This window comes from Actinacidiphila yanglinensis (genome assembly GCF_900107965.1).
Lineage (GTDB): Bacteria > Actinomycetota > Actinomycetes > Streptomycetales > Streptomycetaceae > Actinacidiphila > Actinacidiphila yanglinensis.
This window is the reverse complement of record NZ_FNVU01000022.1, coordinates 133,936-150,588: the sequence shown is the minus strand read 5'-3', so window position 1 is coordinate 150,588 and position 16,653 is coordinate 133,936. Positions and strand designations below refer to the sequence as shown.

8 protein-coding genes are annotated in these 16,653 nt (G+C 74.2%); 7 read left to right on the top strand and 1 reads right to left on the bottom strand.

The window, feature by feature from the left end; all coding sequences use genetic code 11:
* Positions 1 to 111 precede the first annotated feature (111 nt).
* From C4U44_RS34350 to C4U44_RS34320, 7 genes are all read left to right on the top strand, one after another.
* Positions 112 to 2,568: a glycoside hydrolase family 2 protein gene (locus C4U44_RS34350; protein ID WP_103890018.1), complete on the top strand. Its 2,457-nt coding sequence runs from the start codon at positions 112 to 114 to the stop codon at positions 2,566 to 2,568.
* 115 nt (positions 2,569 to 2,683) lie between these two features.
* Positions 2,684 to 4,510: a sulfatase gene (locus C4U44_RS34345; protein ID WP_103890017.1), complete on the top strand. Its 1,827-nt coding sequence runs from the start codon at positions 2,684 to 2,686 to the stop codon at positions 4,508 to 4,510.
* A gap of 292 nt (positions 4,511 to 4,802) precedes the next feature.
* Positions 4,803 to 7,637, top strand: coding sequence for an alpha-L-rhamnosidase (locus C4U44_RS34340; protein ID WP_103890016.1), 2,835 nt, complete (start codon positions 4,803 to 4,805; stop codon positions 7,635 to 7,637).
* Positions 7,634 to 8,938 (top strand): ABC transporter substrate-binding protein, encoded by a 1,305-nt coding sequence (locus C4U44_RS34335; RefSeq protein WP_103890015.1) that lies wholly within the window; start codon positions 7,634 to 7,636, stop codon positions 8,936 to 8,938. Before C4U44_RS34340 ends, C4U44_RS34335 begins: the two co-directional genes overlap by 4 nt.
* Complete coding sequence (locus tag C4U44_RS34330; protein WP_103890014.1) at positions 8,935 to 9,846, top strand: carbohydrate ABC transporter permease; 912 nt, start codon at positions 8,935 to 8,937, stop codon at positions 9,844 to 9,846. Before C4U44_RS34335 ends, C4U44_RS34330 begins: the two co-directional genes overlap by 4 nt.
* The gene (locus C4U44_RS34325) at positions 9,843 to 10,730 is read left to right on the top strand and encodes a carbohydrate ABC transporter permease (protein WP_235032572.1); all 888 of its coding nucleotides are present in this window, start codon (positions 9,843 to 9,845) and stop codon (positions 10,728 to 10,730) included. Before C4U44_RS34330 ends, C4U44_RS34325 begins: the two co-directional genes overlap by 4 nt.
* A complete protein-coding gene (locus tag C4U44_RS34320) occupies positions 10,714 to 14,988 on the top strand; it encodes a glycosyl hydrolase (protein WP_103890013.1) in 4,275 nt (1,424 codons plus the stop codon). The genes C4U44_RS34325 and C4U44_RS34320 overlap by 17 nt, the downstream gene beginning before the upstream one ends.
* A gap of 157 nt (positions 14,989 to 15,145) precedes the next feature.
* On the opposite strand, the gene C4U44_RS34315 is transcribed toward C4U44_RS34320, so the two are convergent.
* Positions 15,146 to 16,603, bottom strand: coding sequence for an FGGY-family carbohydrate kinase (locus tag C4U44_RS34315; protein ID WP_103890012.1), 1,458 nt, complete (start codon positions 16,601 to 16,603; stop codon positions 15,146 to 15,148).
* Positions 16,604 to 16,653: the final 50 nt, after the last annotated feature.

Genomic DNA, 16,653 nt, shown 5'->3' with positions numbered 1-16,653 from the left:
GGCCACCGGCCACCGGCCACCGGCCACCGACTGCCGACCGCCGACGGCAGTTCCCGGCGCCGCACCCGACGGGCAGCGCCCCACCTTCGCCCCGCACACAGATGGAAGAGCATGGACACCTCCACCACGCCCCCGCACTCCCGCACCAGGCACGCCGTTCCGCTCACCGAGGGCTGGACGCTCCGGCACGAGCAGGAGCAACTGCCGGCGCAGGTACCCGGATGCGTGCACACCGACCTGCTGGCCGCCGGCCGCATACCCGACCCGTTCGTGGGCCGCAACGAGCTGGACGTCCAGTGGGTCGGGAAGGCGGACTGGCAGTACGACACCGTCGTCGACGCCGGCCCCACCGGCCATGAGCGCACCGACCTGGTCTTCGAAGGGCTCGACACGGTCGCCGAGATCACGCTCGGCGGTCAATTGCTGGGCCGCACCGCCAACATGCACCGCAGCTACCGGTTCGACGTGACGCGGGCACTCGCCGCCGGCGGTCCGATCCCGCTGTCGGTACGGTTCACCAGCGCCTTCACCGCGGCCGAGCAGACCCGTGCGCGGATGGGCGCGCGCGAGGAGGCGTACCCCCATCCGGCCTCCATGGTGCGGAAGATGGCCTGCTCCTTCGGCTGGGACTGGGGGCCGACGCTGGCGACCTGCGGCATGTGGCGGCCGGTGCGCCTGGAGCGCTGGTCCACCGCGCGGCTGGCCGCGGTCCGGCCGCTGGTGACGGTGGACGGGACCACCGGCCGGGTCGAGGCCCGCCTGGAGGTCGAGCGCACCGCCTCCGGCGCCGGACAGACGCTGACCGCGGTGCTGCGCGTCGGCGGGCGGTCCGCCGCCGCCCGCTTCGACGACGACCGCGCCACCGTCACCGCCGAGGTCCCCGACGCGCGGCTGTGGTGGCCGCGCGGCCACGGCGAACAGCCTTTGTACGACTGCGAGGTGGAGCTTCGGGACGCAGACGGCGCCGTGCTGGACACCTGGTCGCGCCGCGTGGGCTTCCGGACGGTCGTGCTCGACACCTCCCCGGACGAACACGGCACCGGCTTCACGGTGGTGATCAACGGCAAGCGGATCTTCGCCCGCGGCGTCAACTGGATCCCCGACGACGTCTTCCCCTCCCGCATCACCCCGGAGCGCTACCGCCGGCGGCTGCGGCAGACCGCCGACGCGGGCTGCGACATGGTCCGGGTCTGGGGCGGCGGCATCTTCGAGAGCGAGAGCTTCTACGACACCTGCGACGAGCTGGGCCTGATGGTGTGGCAGGACTTCCTCTTCGCCTGCGCCCCCTACCCGGAAGGGCAGCCGCTGCGCTCGGAGGTGGAGGCCGAGGCGCGGGAGAACGTGGTCCGCCTGATGCCGCACGCCAGCCTGGTGCTGTGGAACGGCAACAACGAGAACCTGTGGACGTACGGCCTGTGGAACTGGGAGGAGCAACTGCGCGGCGACTCCTGGGGCGAGGGCTACTACCTCGCGCTGCTGCCGCGGATCGTCGCGGAGACCGACCCCACCCGCCCCTACTGGGCCGGCAGCCCTTGGTCGGGCTCGTGGGACCACCACCCGGACGACCCCGCGCACGGCTGCTTCCACTCGTGGGACGTGTGGAACACCACGGACTACACCGACTACCTCGACTCGGTTCCGCGCTTCGTCTCAGAGTTCGGCTGGCAGGCGCCGCCCACCCACGCGACGCTGCGGCGCGCGCTGCCCGGCGAGGAACTGGACGCGCACGCACCGGGGTTCACGCACCACCAGAAGGCCGAGGACGGCACGGGGAAACTGGAGCGCGGGCTCGCCCGCCACTTCGCGGTGCCCGAGGACTTCGACAGCTGGCACTACCTCATGCAGCTCAACCAGGTCCGGGCCGTCGCCACCGGCGTGGAGCACTGGCGCTCGCACTGGCCGGTGTGCGCCGGGGCCCTGGTCTGGCAGATCAACGACTGCTGGCCGGTGAGCTCCTGGGCGGCCGTGGACAGCGACGAGCGGCGCAAACCGCTGTGGTACGAGCTGCGCCGGCTGTACGCGGACCGGTTGCTGACCGTGCAACCGCGCGACGGCGCACCGGCGGTGTGCGCGGTGAACCAGGGCGACGCGCCCTGGCGGCCCGCGGTGCGGCTGCGCCGGATGCACGCCGACGGCCGGGTGCTGGCCGAGCGGACCGTCGACCTCGACGCCGGCCCGCAGACCGTCGCCACGCTGGCCGTGCCGGAGGAGCTGCGCCCGGCGGCGGACGGCGGCCAGGAGTTCCTGGTCGCCGACGCCGGGGACCTGCGGGCCCTGCACTTCCCGGTGCGGGACCTCGCGTTCGGCTACCCCGAGCCGGAGTTCGAGGTCGAGGTCGGCGCCGGCGGCGACGGAGCGCCGGGCAGCGCGACCGTGGTCGTCACCGCCAGGACACTGGTGCGGGACCTGCTGCTCCAGGCCGACCGGCTCGCGCCGACCGCCGAGGCGGACCGGGGCGTGCTGACGCTGCTCCCGGGCGAGAGCGTCCGGATCGCGGTCACCGGGTGGCAGGACCCCGACGCCGCCTCGGCGCGGGCCGCGCTCTTCGCGGTGCGCCCGGCACGATGACGCCCGGGCGCCGGTGGCAGTGAGCCGGGCGGCAGGGGGCGGCCGGAGCGTGCCGGCCGCCCCGCCGTCAGCCGCCCGGCGCCCGCCCGCCCGTACGACGGAAAGACGAGCCTCCATGCGTGCGATCATGCTCATGTTCGACACCCTCAACCGACGCTTCCTGCCGCCCTACGGCGCGCGGGGTGTGCACGCCCCGAATTTCGAGCGGCTCAGCGGGCTGACGGCGGTCTTCGACCGCGCGTACGCCGGGAGCATGCCGTGCATGCCGGCGCGGCGGGAGATCCACACCGGCCGGCACAACTTCCTGCACCGTTCATGGGGCCCGCTCGAACCCTTCGACCACTCCGTCCCGGAGATCCTGTCCCGGGCCGGTGTCCACACGCACCTGGTCACCGACCACCAGCACTACTGGGAGGACGGCGGCGCGACCTTCCACAACCGGTACGACTCCTACGAGTTCTTCCGCGGGCAGGAGGGCGACAAGTGGAAGGGGCAGGTCGCCGACCCGCCGATGCCGCCGGTCCTGGGCCGGCGGCCCGACCGGATGCGCCGCCAGGACTGGATCAACCGCCAGTACATGGCGACCGAGGACCGGCACCCGCAGACCCTGACGGTCGACGCCGGGCTGGAGTTCGTCGCGGTCAACGCGGCGGCCGACTCGTGGTTCCTGCAGATCGAGTGCTTCGACCCGCACGAGCCCTTCTTCACCTACGACGAGCACCGCTCCCACTACGTGCGCGACCTCGCGGCCGACAGCGCCGACGGCGTCCCGCGCGCGGACTGGCCCGAGTACCGGCGAGTGACCGAGGACCCGGCGCAGGCCGACCGGGTCCGGGCGGAGTACCTGGCGCTGCTGACCATGTGCGACGCCTCGCTCGGCCGGGTGCTGGACGCCATGGACGAGCACCGGCTGTGGGACGACACCCTGCTGATGGTCTGCACCGACCACGGACTGCTGCTCGGCGAGCACGGCTGGTGGGGCAAGAACGTGCAGCCCTGGTACGACGAGAACATCCACACCCCGCTGTTCGTCTGGGACCCGCGCAGCCGGGTGCGCGGGGAGCGGCGCTCCAGCCTGGTGCAGACCGTCGACTTCGGCCCCACCCTGCTGGACTTCTTCGGCGTGCCGGCCCCCGGTCCGATGGCGGGCGCGCCGCTGGCCGCCACGGTGGCGCGGGACGCACCGGTCCGCGAGGCCGGGCTGTTCGGCTCGTTCGGCGGCCACGTCAACGTGACCGACGGGCGCTACGTCTACATGCGCGCGCCGCTGCGGGAGAGCAACGACCCGCTGTACGAGTACACGCTGATGCCCACGCACATGGCCAGCCGCTTCGCGCCGGAGGAACTGGCGGACGCGGAGCTCGTGCCGCCGCTGCCGTTCACCAGGAACGCGCCGGTGCTGCGCGTCCCGGGGCGCCCCTGGGGCAACCCGCACGCCTTCGGCACGCTGCTGTTCGACCTGGAGAGCGACCCGGAGCAGCGCCACCCGCTGCTCTCGGACGCGCTGGAGCTGCGCATGGCGGGGCTGATGGTGGAGTTGATGCGGTCCGCCGACGCGCCGGAGAGCCAGTTCGAGCGGCTGGGCCTGCCGGCCACCGGCCCGGTCACCGAGCACCACCTGCTGGCGCGCGCGCAGTTCGCGCTGGTGCTGGCCTCCGGCCGGGAACTGCCGCCGAGGAGCGCCTTCCGCCCGGCGGCACAGGGAGTGCCCGGGGTGACCACGCCGCTGGGCGAGCTGCTGGCCGACGGCGACTGCCGGGCCGCGGTGCTGCGGCACCTGCCGCTGGTGGCCAACCCGGAGTTCGCCCGCCGCGTCGCCGACCAGTCGCCGTACGACCTCGCGGCCAGGACGCCGGGGGTGTCCGCGGCGGCGCTGGAGGCACTGGAGGCGGAACTCGCCGTTCCGTCGGCGGGGACCCGGTCCGCCGGCCCGCAGGGCTGACGCACCGTCGGGCGGTCGGGACCCGCCGGTCCCGACCCCACCGGTCGCGCGCCCGCAGCACGGCATTTTCACGTTCATTCATGTGGTAATCACGCAGCGAATATCACGCACCGGCCATCCGTCGCCCGCTGTCGCGCGCCTCAGCTGCCACGCCGGTCGCAGCCGTGCCCGCCGGGAGTTGGGTCACGACATGGGAGCAGCAGATCAGGGCGCTGACGTGACTCTTGACACCCCTCGATGGGGACTCATAGTCTCCACGCCACAGAATCGACGTTAGTTTTCACATCCAAGGATGATCATCTTCACGCCGTTCCCGGTGCGAAGGGAGGACGTGCCCGTGTCCGCACTGCGGCCCTACGCCCTGCGGTGCGACCACCGCACCACCCCGCTCGGAATCGACGACCCGGCTCCGCTGCTCTCCTGGCGGTTGGCGTCCGACCGGCGCGACGACGACCCCACCGCGTACCGGATCCGCGTCGCGGAGCGGCCGGAGGAACTCGCGGAGGACGGGCGGGCGTGGTGGGACAGCGGCCGGATCGGGGACCCCGCGGCGATCGGCGCCGGCTACGAGGGACCCGCGCTGCGCCCCTCGACCCGCTACCACTGGCAGGTCGAGGTCTGGTCGGCGACGCGGAACGCCCCGGCCGCCGCGAGCTCCTGGTTCGAGACCGGCCCGACCCTGCCTGCCGGCACCGCGGAACCCGCCGCCTCGCCGGTGTGGACCGCCTCCTGGATCACCCACGACCCGGACCCGATCGCCGTGGTGGACGCCCCGACCGAGGGCGAGCGCGCGCTCGACGACCACGGTCTGGCCCCGTGCCCACTGCTGCGCCGCTCCTTCTCCCACCCGACCGGCCCGCCCCTGGTCAGCGCCCGGCTGCACGTGAGCGCCCGCGGCCTGTACGAGGTGCGGCTGAACGGCACCCGGGTCGGCGACGCCGAACTCGCCCCGGGCTGGACCGACTACACCCGCCGCGTGCAGTACCAGACCTACGACGTGACCGCGCTCGTCGCCGAGGGCGAGAACGTGCTGGCGGCGACGGTCGCCGACGGCTGGTGGAGCGGCTTCGTCGGTTTCGAGCCGCGCCGGGCGGGCGCCCACTACGGCACGTTCCCGCAACTGTTCGCCGAACTGCGGCTCACCCGCGCGGACGGGAGCGTCCGCACCGTCGCGACCGACGGGTCCTGGGTCACCGGCACGGGGGCGATCCGGCATGCCGACCTCCTGATGGGCGAGTGCCACGACCGGCGGCACGCCGTCGACGGCTGGGACCTGCCCGGCTTCGACGACGCAGGCTGGTCACCGGCCCTGGTCACCGATGCCGAGCACCGGTCGCTGGTGGCGTCCGTCGACGAACCGGTCCGGGCGATGGCCGAGATACCGCCGGTGTCCGTCACCCGCGTGCTGCCCGGCACGCACATCGTCGACTTCGGCCAGAACGTCGCCGGCCGGGTCCGGCTCCGCGTCGGCGCCCTCGCCGCCGGCGCCCGGGTGGTGGTCCGGCACGCCGAGGTGCTCGACGACAAGCAGCGGCTGTACACCGCCAACCTGCGCACCGCCGCCGCGACGGACGTCCTGATCGGCGACGGGCGCGGACCGGTCGAGTTCGAGCCCCGGTTCACCTACCACGGCTTCCGCTACGCAGAGATCAGCGGCCTCCCGGAGCTGGCGGCCGGGGACGTGGTCGCCGTCGCCCTGCACAGCGACACGCCCTGGGCCGGCGCGTTCGACTGCTCGGACCCGGACATCCGCCGGCTGCACGCCTGCGTCGAATGGGGCCAGCGCTCCAACTTCGTCAGCGTGCCGACCGACTGCCCGCAGCGCGACGAGCGGCTCGGCTGGCTGGCCGACGCGCAGGTCTTCCTCCCCACCGCCGCGCTCAACGCGGACGTGGCGGCCTTCTTCACCAAGTGGCTGCGCGACGTGGACGACGCCCGCACGCCCGACGGCGGCTTCACCAACGTCGCGCCCCGCCTGACCGGGGTCGCCGACGAGGGCGCGCCCGGCTGGGGCGACGCGGGCGTGATCGTGCCCTGGCACCTGTACCGGACCTACGGCGACCGGCGGTTCCTGTCCCGCGCGCTGGACGGCATGCGCGCCTGGGTCGCCCTGATCCATCGGCGCAACCCCGACCTGATCTGGCGGCACCGGGTGGGCCCGCACTTCTCCGACTGGCTCGCCCCCGGCACGCCCACTCCGCGCGAGGTCGTCGCCACCGCGTACTTCGCGCACAGCACCCGGCTCACCGCCCTCGCCGCCGAGGCGCTGGACCGGCACGACGTCGCGGCCGAGCACCACGGGCTCGCGGCGGAGATCCGATCCGCCTTCGTCGCGCGCTTCGTCACCGCGGGCACCGACGGCCGGGTGCGGGTGGCGGGCGACACCCAGACCGGCTACCTGCTCGCGCTCGCCTTCGAGCTGCTGCCCGGTCAGCTCCGGGACGGCGCGGCCCGCCGGCTCGCCGAACTCGTCGAGGCGGCGGGGCCCGCACTGCAGACCGGCTTCCTCGGTGTCGCGCTGGCCGCGCCGGTCCTCGACGCGCACGGGCGCGCCGACCTGGCCCACGCGCTGCTGCGCCGTACCGAGGTGCCCTCGTGGCTGTTCCCGCTGCAGCACGGCGCCACCACCATCTGGGAGCGCTGGGACGGCTGGACGCCCGACGGCGGCTTCCGGGCGCCGGCGATGAACTCCTTCAACCACTACGCGCTCGGCTCCATCGGCGAGTGGCTCCACCGGGGCGTGGCCGGCCTGGACCAGAGCGAGGGGTCCGTCGCCTACCGGCGACTGCGCGTGCGGCCCCGGCCGGGCGCGCTCACCCACGCCAGTACCCGGTACGAGTCGGCGCGCGGCACCGTCGCGGCCGGCTGGGAGCGCCGCGGCGACACGCTCAGCCTGCGGGTGCAGGTGCCGCCCGGGGCCACGGCCGACGTCTTCGTACCCACCACCGATCCCGGCTCGGTCCGCGCCCTCGGCGCGGCGCCCGACGACGGCGACCACGCCACCCTGATCGGCACCGGCCCCGACCACGCCCACTACCAAGTGGCCTCGGGGGCCTACCACTTCACCGCGGCATTCGCTCCGGCGGCGCCATCGCCCGCCGGTCCCCATGAGGAGGACACACCATGAGCACGGGTTCCCGCAGTCTGCCCGGCCGGGGCACGGTGAGCCGCCGAGGACTCCTCCGCGTCGGCGGTGGGGTCGTGGCCGCGACCGCGCTCCCCTCGCTCCTCACCGCGTGCGGGGGTGGCGGTTCGGGCGGCAAGGTCCGCATCGTCGGCGTCGCCGACGAACAGAAGCCGATCACGCAACTGCTCGCCGCCTACCGCAAGAGCCACCCCGACTTCAAGGCCAGCACCTCGTTCGCGCCCACCGACGACGTGCAGACGGTGGTGCGCACCCAGCTCGCCGGCGGCAACGCGCCCGACATACACGTCCTGTACCCCGGCAGCGGCAGCGCGATGTCCATGGTCGAGCTGGCCAAGGCCGGCCTGCTGGCCGACCTCTCCGACATGGCGTGGACCAAGACGATCCCCAAGAGCTTCGACGCGGCCTACCGGCGGGACGGCAAGACCTACCTGTACTCGGCGGGCAGCAGCATCATCGGCGCCATCTACAACAAGAAGGTGTTCGCCGACGCCGGGGTGAAACCGCCCACCACCTGGAGCGAACTGCTGGACGTCTGCGCCACGTTGAAGGCCAAGGGCATCATCCCGATCGCGCTCGGCGCCCAGACGCCCTGGGTCACGCAGCTGATCACCTACGCGCTGGTACCCAACGCCGTCTACGCCAAGGACCCCACCTTCGACGACGAGATGGCCGCGGGACGCGCGACGTTCGCCGACTCCGGCTGGGCCGACGCCATGGGCAAGTACCTGGACCTGCAGAAGCGCGGCTTCTTCAACGACCACCCCGACGGCACCACGTACGAGCAGCAGACCTCGATGGTCGCCACCGGCAAGGCCGCCATGGCCGTCCAGGTCTCCTCGGTGCTGTCCGTCTTCCGGGCGGCCGCTAAGAACCCCGACGACCTGAGCATGTTCCCCTTCCCCGGCGGCGACGACCCGGCGCAGCTGTGGATCCCGGCCGGGATCGTGGTGGGCCTCGGGGTGTCCGCGCGGGCCAAGAACGCCACCAAGGCACGGCAGTTCATCGAGTTCCTCGGTACCCAGGAGAACCTCAACGCCTGGACGACGGCCGTGTCCGCCATACCCCTCCAGCGGGACTCCACCACCAAGCTCGACCCGGCGCTGTCGGAGTTCCTGCCCATCATCGACGCCGACCGCGCGGTGCCCTTCATGGACCAGCGCTGGCCCAACGCCGAGGTGCAGCCCGCCCACTTCGCCGCCGTGCAGGACCTGCTCGCCGGCAAGACCGACGTCAAGGGCGCGCTGACGCAGATGGACAAGGCCTACGGGAAGAAGTCGTGAAAGCACCTCGTATCGCGGGAACCCGGCTCGGCCGCCGCGACCCCACCGTACCGCCGTGGTTGTTCGTCGTTCCGGCGCTGGTCGTGTACGCGTTCGTGGTGCTGTATCCGAGCATCGCCGGGGTGGTCTACGCGTTCACCGACTGGTCCGGCATCGGGTCGTTCTCGTTCGTGGGCCTGGACAACTTCCACACCCTGCTCCACGACGACCGCGCGCTGGCGTCCGTCGGCAACACCCTGCTGCTCACCGTCGCCATCGTCGTCGTGCAGAACGCGATCGGGCTGCTGCTGGCGCTCGGCGTGAACACCAACATCCGGTCCAAGGCGCTGCTGCGGGTGGTCTTCTTCGCGCCGGCCGTGGTCAGCCCGGTGATGGTGGCGTTCCTGTGGAAGTACGTCTACAACCCCGAGAACGGGGCGGGGCTCAACGGCATCCTCGGCGCGGTCGGTCTGGGCGGCCTGCGCCAGGACTGGCTGGGCAACCCGTCGCTGACGCTGTGGTCGGTGGCGGGGATGGTGGTCTGGCAGTACGCCGGCTACTCGATGGTGATCTTCCTGGCGGGGCTGCAGGGCGTGCCGGCCGAACTCCACGAGGCGGCCCGGATCGACGGCGCCGGCGCCTGGCAGCGGTTCCGCTACGTGACCTGGCCGCTGCTGGCGCCCGCGCTGACCATCAACCTGATGCTGTCGACGATCGGCGGCCTGAAGCTCTTCGACCAGGTGTACGCCGCGACCGACGGCGGGCCCGGCACGTCCAGCGAGACCCTGTCGACCGTGCTCTACAAGGAAGCATTCGTGTACGGGAAGTTCGGCTACAGCACGGCGGTGGCCCTGGTCCTCGCGCTGTTCGTGGCCGCCGTCTCCCTGATCCAACTCCGTTACCTGCGCGCCCGGGAGGTCACTGCGTGAGTACCGTCACCGCCGGCGGGGTCAGCACCGGTGCGGAGCGACCCGCGGCGACCCGCAGCAGACCGCGGCCGGGCTACGGGCGCTTCGTCCTGGAACTGGTGATGATCGCGGCCGCCGTCGTCTTCCTCTTCCCGGTGTACGCGCTGGTCACGCTGTCGCTGAAGAGCCCGTCGCAGATCGCCGACTCGCCGCTGAAACCGCCGACGTCGCCCACCTTCCACAACTTCGGCAACGCCTGGTCGTCGGCGTCCCTCGGGTCCGCGCTGCTGAACAGCGCCGTCATCACCGCGCTCAGCCTGGTGCTGCTCGTCGTCATCGGATCGACCGGGGCCTACTACCTCGCACGGTGCGTGCGCGGGCTCGGCTACAGCCTGTACGTGCTGTTCCTGCTCGGGATCATCCTGCCGTTCCAGCTCGGGATGATCCCGCTGTACAAGCTGGTGGACGACCTCGGCTGGCTCGGCACCTACCAGGGCATGATCCTGTTCTACACCGGCATCCAGATGCCGTTCACCGTCTTCCTCTACACCGGGTTCATCCGGGCGCTGCCCTCGGACTACGCGCAGGCCGCCCTGATCGACGGCTGCAACCACCGGCAGGCGTTCACCCGGATCGTCTTCCCGCTGCTGCGGCCGATCACCGGCACCGTGATCATCCTGAACGCGGTGTTCATCTGGAACGACTTCTTCACCCCGCTGCTGTACCTGGGCGGTTCCGGCAAGGAGACCGTGCCGGTGGCGGTGTTCTCCTTCGTCGGGCAGTACGTCTCCGACTACGGCCTGGTCTTCGCCGGCCTGGTGCTCGCCGCGCTGCCGATCCTCGTCGTCTTCCTGCTGCTGCAGCGCTACGTGATCAAGGGGTTCGCAGGTGGTCTCAAGGGCTGACGCCACGTCAGCGGATGTCCGGGCGAACGGCCGGGCCCACCACGGCCTGCCGCACACCGTCGCATCGATCCTCGCCGAACCCCCCAGGGCCTTCTCGCCCACCGCCATCTGGTGGTGGAGCGGGGAGCGGCTGGACCGGGCGCGGCTGCGGGCGCAGCTCGAACGGTTCGCCGAGGGCGGGGTGTTCAACCTCGTCATCCTCAACCTGGCACCGTCCGGGCCGCTGTTCGGCTCCGACGCGGACGATCCGCCGTTCATGAGCGACGCCTGGTGGGCGCTGCTCGACGGCGTCTGCGCGGACGCCGCCGAACTGGGCGTCCTGCTCTGGTTCTACGACCAGCTGGGCTTCTCCGGCGCCGACCTCCAGGCCCGACTGGTCGACGAGCGGGAGCAGTTCGCGGGGCGCCGGCTGGAACGGGTCCGCGCGGTGGTCGACGGGGACGGCGCGCTGCGCTGCCCGCCGCACGGGCGGCCGATCGGCGGCCACGCCGAACCGCTGGACGCGGCGGGGCGGGTGAGCGGCCCCGCGGTGCCGGTCGCCGTCGAGAGGCGGGCGGTGCGGCCGCCCGGACCCGGCCGCTGGCGGCTGACCCTCCACCACCACGTGGCGCGCGGCTTCGACTACCTCGGGACCGAGGCGTGCGCCGCGCTGCTGGACCGGGTGCACGGCGCCTTCGAGCGGCACCTCGGCGACCGGCTCGGCAGCGTGGTCGTGGGCTCCTTCCAGGACGAACTGCCGTCCCTGCCCACCTGGTCGACCCGGTTCGCGGCGGAGTTCCGCCGGCTGCGCGGCTACGACCTCGTGCCCCGCCTGGACGCGCTGTACGAGGACGGCGGCGCCGCCCCCGAGGCCGCGGGCGTGCGCCGCGACTACCAGCTGACCCGGGCGGAGCTGGCCGAGGAGGCGTTCTTCCGGCCGCTCGCCGGCTGGCACGAGCGGCACGGCCTGCTCATCGGCTGCGACCAGCAGGACCCGGCGCGCGCCGGACACCCGGTCGGCGGCGTCGAGTTGTACGCCGACTACGCCAGGACCCACCGGTGGTTCTCCGCGCCCGGCTCCGACCACCACGGCGACGCCCGCATCCACTCCTCCCTGGCGCACCTGTACGGGGGCCGGCGGACCTGGATCGAGGCGTTCCACTCCACCGGGTGGGGCGGCACGCTGGAGGAGACCTTCGACTGGCTGCTCCCCTGGCTGCGCGCCGGGGCGACCCTCTACAACCCGCACGCGGTGTACTACACGACCAAGGGCGGGTGGTGGGAGTGGGCGCCACCCGGGACCGACTGGCGCCAGCCGTACTGGCGCCACCACCGGGTCTTCGCCGACGCGGTGACCCGGCTGTGCGCGATCCTGAGCCTGGGCCGCCACCTGTGCGATCTCGCGGTGCTGCTGCCCACCACCACCGCGCAGGCCGGCACCGCCCTGGACGGGGTCTCGGCCGACGCGGCGCGCGCCCAGGCGACCTACCTCGAACTCGTCGGCGACATGACCTGGTTCCACACCCGACCGGGCGTGCTCGACCGGCTCGGGCGCGACGCCGACGTGATCGACGACGCGTCCCTCGCGCGGGCGGCGGTGCGGCGCGGCGGCCGGGACGGGACGCGGCTGTGCGTCGCCGAGGAGCGCTACGCGACGGTGCTGCTGCCCGCGTGCACCGTCCTGGAGGCGGACACCGCGCGGCGGCTCGTGGAGTTCGCGGCGGCCGGCGGGCGCGTGGTCGCGCTCGGCGCGCTGCCGGAGGAGATCGTGGGCGCCGGCTCCGGCGCCGACGCGGATGCCGTGCTCGGCGCGCTCCGCGCGTACTTCGCGGACGGCCGCGCGGTGTTCGTCCCCTCGGCGGACCGGTTGGCCGACGCGCTGGACACCGCACCGGGGGACCCGACCGCCGGATCACGTCCTTCCGTCGAGGCGAGCGTGCCCGCGCTGGCCCGGCGGGTGGAGGGCGCCACGGTGGTGTTCCTGACGGCCGCCGCCCCGCGGGCCACCCGGGCGGAGGTCGCCGCGCCCGACGAGCGGGGCGCCGCGCTCGGCTGGCTGGACGCGCGCTACGACTTCGACCCCGATCGCTACGCCGCCTCGGCGCGGGTGAAGGTGCGGGTCCCGGACGGGGCGGACCACGCGGTGCTGCTGAATCCGTTCGGCGGCGCCGCCCGCTCCTTGCCGGTCGAGGCCGACCCCGACGAGCCGGGCTGCCTGCGGGTGGAGGTGCCCTTCGCGTCCGGCCCCGCCGCGGTCCTGGTCCTGCCCGACCACCACGAGCAGGCGCGCACGGCACCGGAACCAGCACCGGCACCGGCACCGGCACCGGCACCGGCACCGGCACCGACGCTGTCCGCGGACGACGGCGGCGCGAGCACGCTCGTGATCCCCGCCGACGCCGAGTGGGACATGACCCTCGTGCCGACCGCCGACAACACCTGGGGGGACTTCGACCGCCCGGCAGCCGGGCCGGATGCCCCGGCGACCACCGAACTGCGCACGTTCCGGCACCGGGCGGAAGTCCCCGGCGAGGACGGCGTGCGCGACGGCTGGGCGGCGGGAGGGGGCGCCGCCCAGCCCGAACACCCGCCCGCGCATGCCATGTTCGGCCCGCACGCCGTCCTGCGCGGGCCCGCCGGGGAGACCGTCGCCACTCTGGAGTGGTCCGCCTCGCGCGGTATCCACAAGGACCCGGTGCACCGGGACGTGCTGGGCCCCAAGGGCCACGTGCCCGAGGAGTTCCTGCACGTCGGCCCGTCCGCGGCGGGGGTGACCCGGCGGGTGGCGGCCGACCTGCTGCTGACCGAGCCCTTCGACGGCTGGCTCGCGGTCGGCGCCGCCGCCGCGAAGTCGGTCCGGCTGGCGGGCGAGCCGGTCGCGCTGGAGGACGGCGGGCATCTGGCCCTCGGCCGGCTGCGGACCGGGCCCGGCCGGCTGCTCCTGGAGCTGGATCTGACTCCTCATCAGGACGTGGACCTGCGGGCGCACGTGGCGCTCGTGCGCGACGCCGGGCGCTACCGCCGCCCCGAGTGGATCCTCGCCGGAGGCGGCGGGGCGCCGGGCGGGGACGGCGGCCCGGGTGAGAGCGCCGGACGCGTCGGCACGACCCTGTCGCTGGCCGCGCCGCCCGCACGCGGCGTGGTCCAGGTCGCGGCCCGCGGCCGGTGCGTGCTGCGGGTGAACGGGCAGGTGATGGGCCGGCAGGGCGGTTTCGACCCGTACGCCGAGCACGCGGTGCCGCGCGTCCGGCGCCATGACGTCACCGCGGCGCTGCGGGCGGGCGACAACGAGATCTCGGTCGAGAGCGACGGCGGCGATCCGGCCGTCCTGGTGGACGCGGTCCTCCACGACGACGGCCCGGTTCCCGTCGCGGCCCTGCACAGCGATGCCACGTGGTGGGCGGAGCGCGACGGCGCGCGGGTACCGCTGGTGGTGCGGCGCGAGCCGGTGGGCGACCCGGCCGCGCTGTACCTGCGCCGCAGGCCGCACCCGCTGCCCGGCGCCGCCTGGCTGGACCCGGACGCCGACGACGGCACCGTGGTCCCCGTCGGGTTCGCCGTGCCCGGCGACCGGCCGCGGGTGGAGTGGCTGTGGTGCGAACTGCCGCCCGGGGCGACCCGGTTGAGCGTCGAAGTGCACGGCGGGGCCACCCTGTTCGTGGACGGCGCGGCGTGCGGCGGCACGGCGGGGACCCGGGGGCGGCACACGCTGGCGGTCGACCTGCCTGGTGGCGACGCCCCCTCGGGCGCGCGGGCGGCGGCCCTGCGGCTGGAGCCGGACGCCGGGCACGAGGGCGGGGCGGCCCTGGCGGGACCGCTGCGCTGCGAGGTCGGCCCGGGGCGGATCGGGACCGGCGACTGGGCGTCCCACGGCTTGGCCGAGTACAGCGGCGGGGTGCGCTACCGCCGCGTCGTGCGGGTACCCGCCGATGCCGCGCAGGGGCCCGTCCGCCTCGACCTCGGCCGGGTGCGGGGCACGGCGGAGGTGTCCGTCGGCGGGGTACGGGCCGGGGTGCGCGTCTGTTCCCCGTACGTCTTCGACCTGACCGGGCTGGTGGCCCCGGGCGCCAACACCCTGGAGGTCACGGTGTTCGGCACGCTCGGGCCCCGCCTCGACGCGACCAGCCCGACGCACTTCGTCTTCCCCGGCCAGCGCGTCTCGGGCCTCCTCGGCCCGGTCCGCCTCCTCGCCGGCGCGCCGTACCCCGCGGAGGTGCTGCCCCGTCCGCGCCCGGACCACGAGCCGTACGCCACCAGCGACGACCCGGGCGCCGGCTGATCCCCGGGTCCGTTCGGTCCGGCCGTCAGGAGCCGGGCCGAACGGACCGCGCCGGACGGGCCCGAAGCGAACGGGCCGCGTCCGGAGCCCAGTTGCCGCGGACCGCCGCGACCCTCGCCGCACGGGTCGAGGTGCTCCCGGGCGGCGGGCCGGGGCGCTACACGGCCGGGCTGCCCGCAGGGCCCTTCCAGCGGTCCCGCGCGCTCCCGACCCGGAACAGGTAGTCCTGGTACGCCTCGTCGTAGAAGGCGACGGCCGCCGGATCGGGGTCGACCACCGCCTCGGGGGCCGTCCACTCCGCCAGGTCGAGGTGCTGCCCGAGGGTGTCGCCGTGGGCGGCCACCGCTGCCAGCACCGCTCCTCGCGCGCCCGGCTCGGGGCCCCGGGCGACGCGCAGCGGACGGCCCAGCACGTCCGCGAACAGCCGCAGCCACTCCGGGTTGCGGGCGCCGCCGCCGCAGACGGCCAGCCGGCCCGACAGCCCGGCCGCCTCCAGGCAGTGCCGGGCGGCGAAGGCGATGGCCTCGCACATGGCGCGGACCACGTCGGCGCGGGTGGCCCGCAGGTCGAGGCCGGTGAACTCGGCCCGGGCCGTGGGGTCGACGAAGGGCGCCCGCTCGCCGGACGGTGACAGGTAGGGCAGGGCCGCGACGCCGCGCGCGCCGCGCGGGGAGGCGTCGAGCAGGTCGGAGAGCTGGTCGTGGACGGTCCCGGTGAGGCCGAGCACCCAGTCGAGCGCCACGGTGCCGGTCATGGCGGGCAGCGCCCGCATGTGGCGGTCGGGCCTGGCCGTGGCGAGGTGGAAGCCGACCGGGTCCTCGTCGAGGGCGACGCGCTCGACGACGACCTGGCAGGCGAGCGTCGTGCCGACGATGAGCAGCCCGTCGCCCGGCTCGGTCACCCCGGCGCCCGTCGCGGAGGCCGGCAGGTCGTAGGGGCCGGAGGTGACGGGGGTGCCGCGGGTCAGGCCCGGGACGCGGTCGCGCGCCTCGCCGTACGGCAGCGTCGCGGCGATGGGCGGCAGCAGGCCCTTGCGGTGGTCGACGCCGAGGGCGGCGAGCGCCTCGGGGGCGTAGCCGCGGGTGCGCGGGTCGAGGAACGGGTTCGACGCGTCGGAGAGGTCGGTGCCGCGCTCACCGGTCAGCCGCAGGTGGACGACGTCCTTGCAGCAGCCGGCGGTGGTGGCAGCGTCCAGGGAGGCCGGTTCGTTGCAGTCGAGCCAGGCCAGCAGCGGACCGGGCGAGCCGGGGAAGAGTACCTGGCCGGTGCGCCGGTAGAGCCGGTCGGCGGTGCCGTCCGCCATCCATCCGGCCACCAGCCCGCCGGCCCGGCCGTCCATCCAGGACAGCGCCGGGCGCACCGCCCGGCCGTCCGCGTCGACCAGCCACAGGCCGTCGCCCTGACCGGTGATCGCGACCAGCGCGGAATCCTGTCCCCCGGTGACCGCCTCGACGACGCCGGTGGCGGCACGCACCACCTCCTCGATGTCCTGCTCGACGTGCTCGCCCTGCCCGCCCAGCGCGATCGGCGTCGACTCGACGCGCAGGGTCGTGCCGTCATCGGCGAAGGCCGCCGCCTTGACGACGGAGGTTCCCAAGTCCAGTCCGACGAACACCGTGTGTCCCTTCCTCGGCTGAAAGACCTTCAGGTGGTGGGAGCTTCAAG

Bases quoted from the DNA above. Each gene is read 5' to 3' on its own strand.
- C4U44_RS34340 (WP_103890016.1), top strand. From the start codon at position 4,803: ATGATCATCTTCACGCCGTTCCCGGTGCGAAGGGAGGACGTGCCCGTG.
- C4U44_RS34350 (WP_103890018.1), top strand. From the start codon at position 112: ATGGACACCTCCACCACGCCCCCGCACTCCCGCACCAGGCACGCCGTT.
- C4U44_RS34335 (WP_103890015.1), top strand. From the start codon at position 7,634: ATGAGCACGGGTTCCCGCAGTCTGCCCGGCCGGGGCACGGTGAGCCGC.
- C4U44_RS34345 (WP_103890017.1), top strand. From the start codon at position 2,684: ATGCGTGCGATCATGCTCATGTTCGACACCCTCAACCGACGCTTCCTG.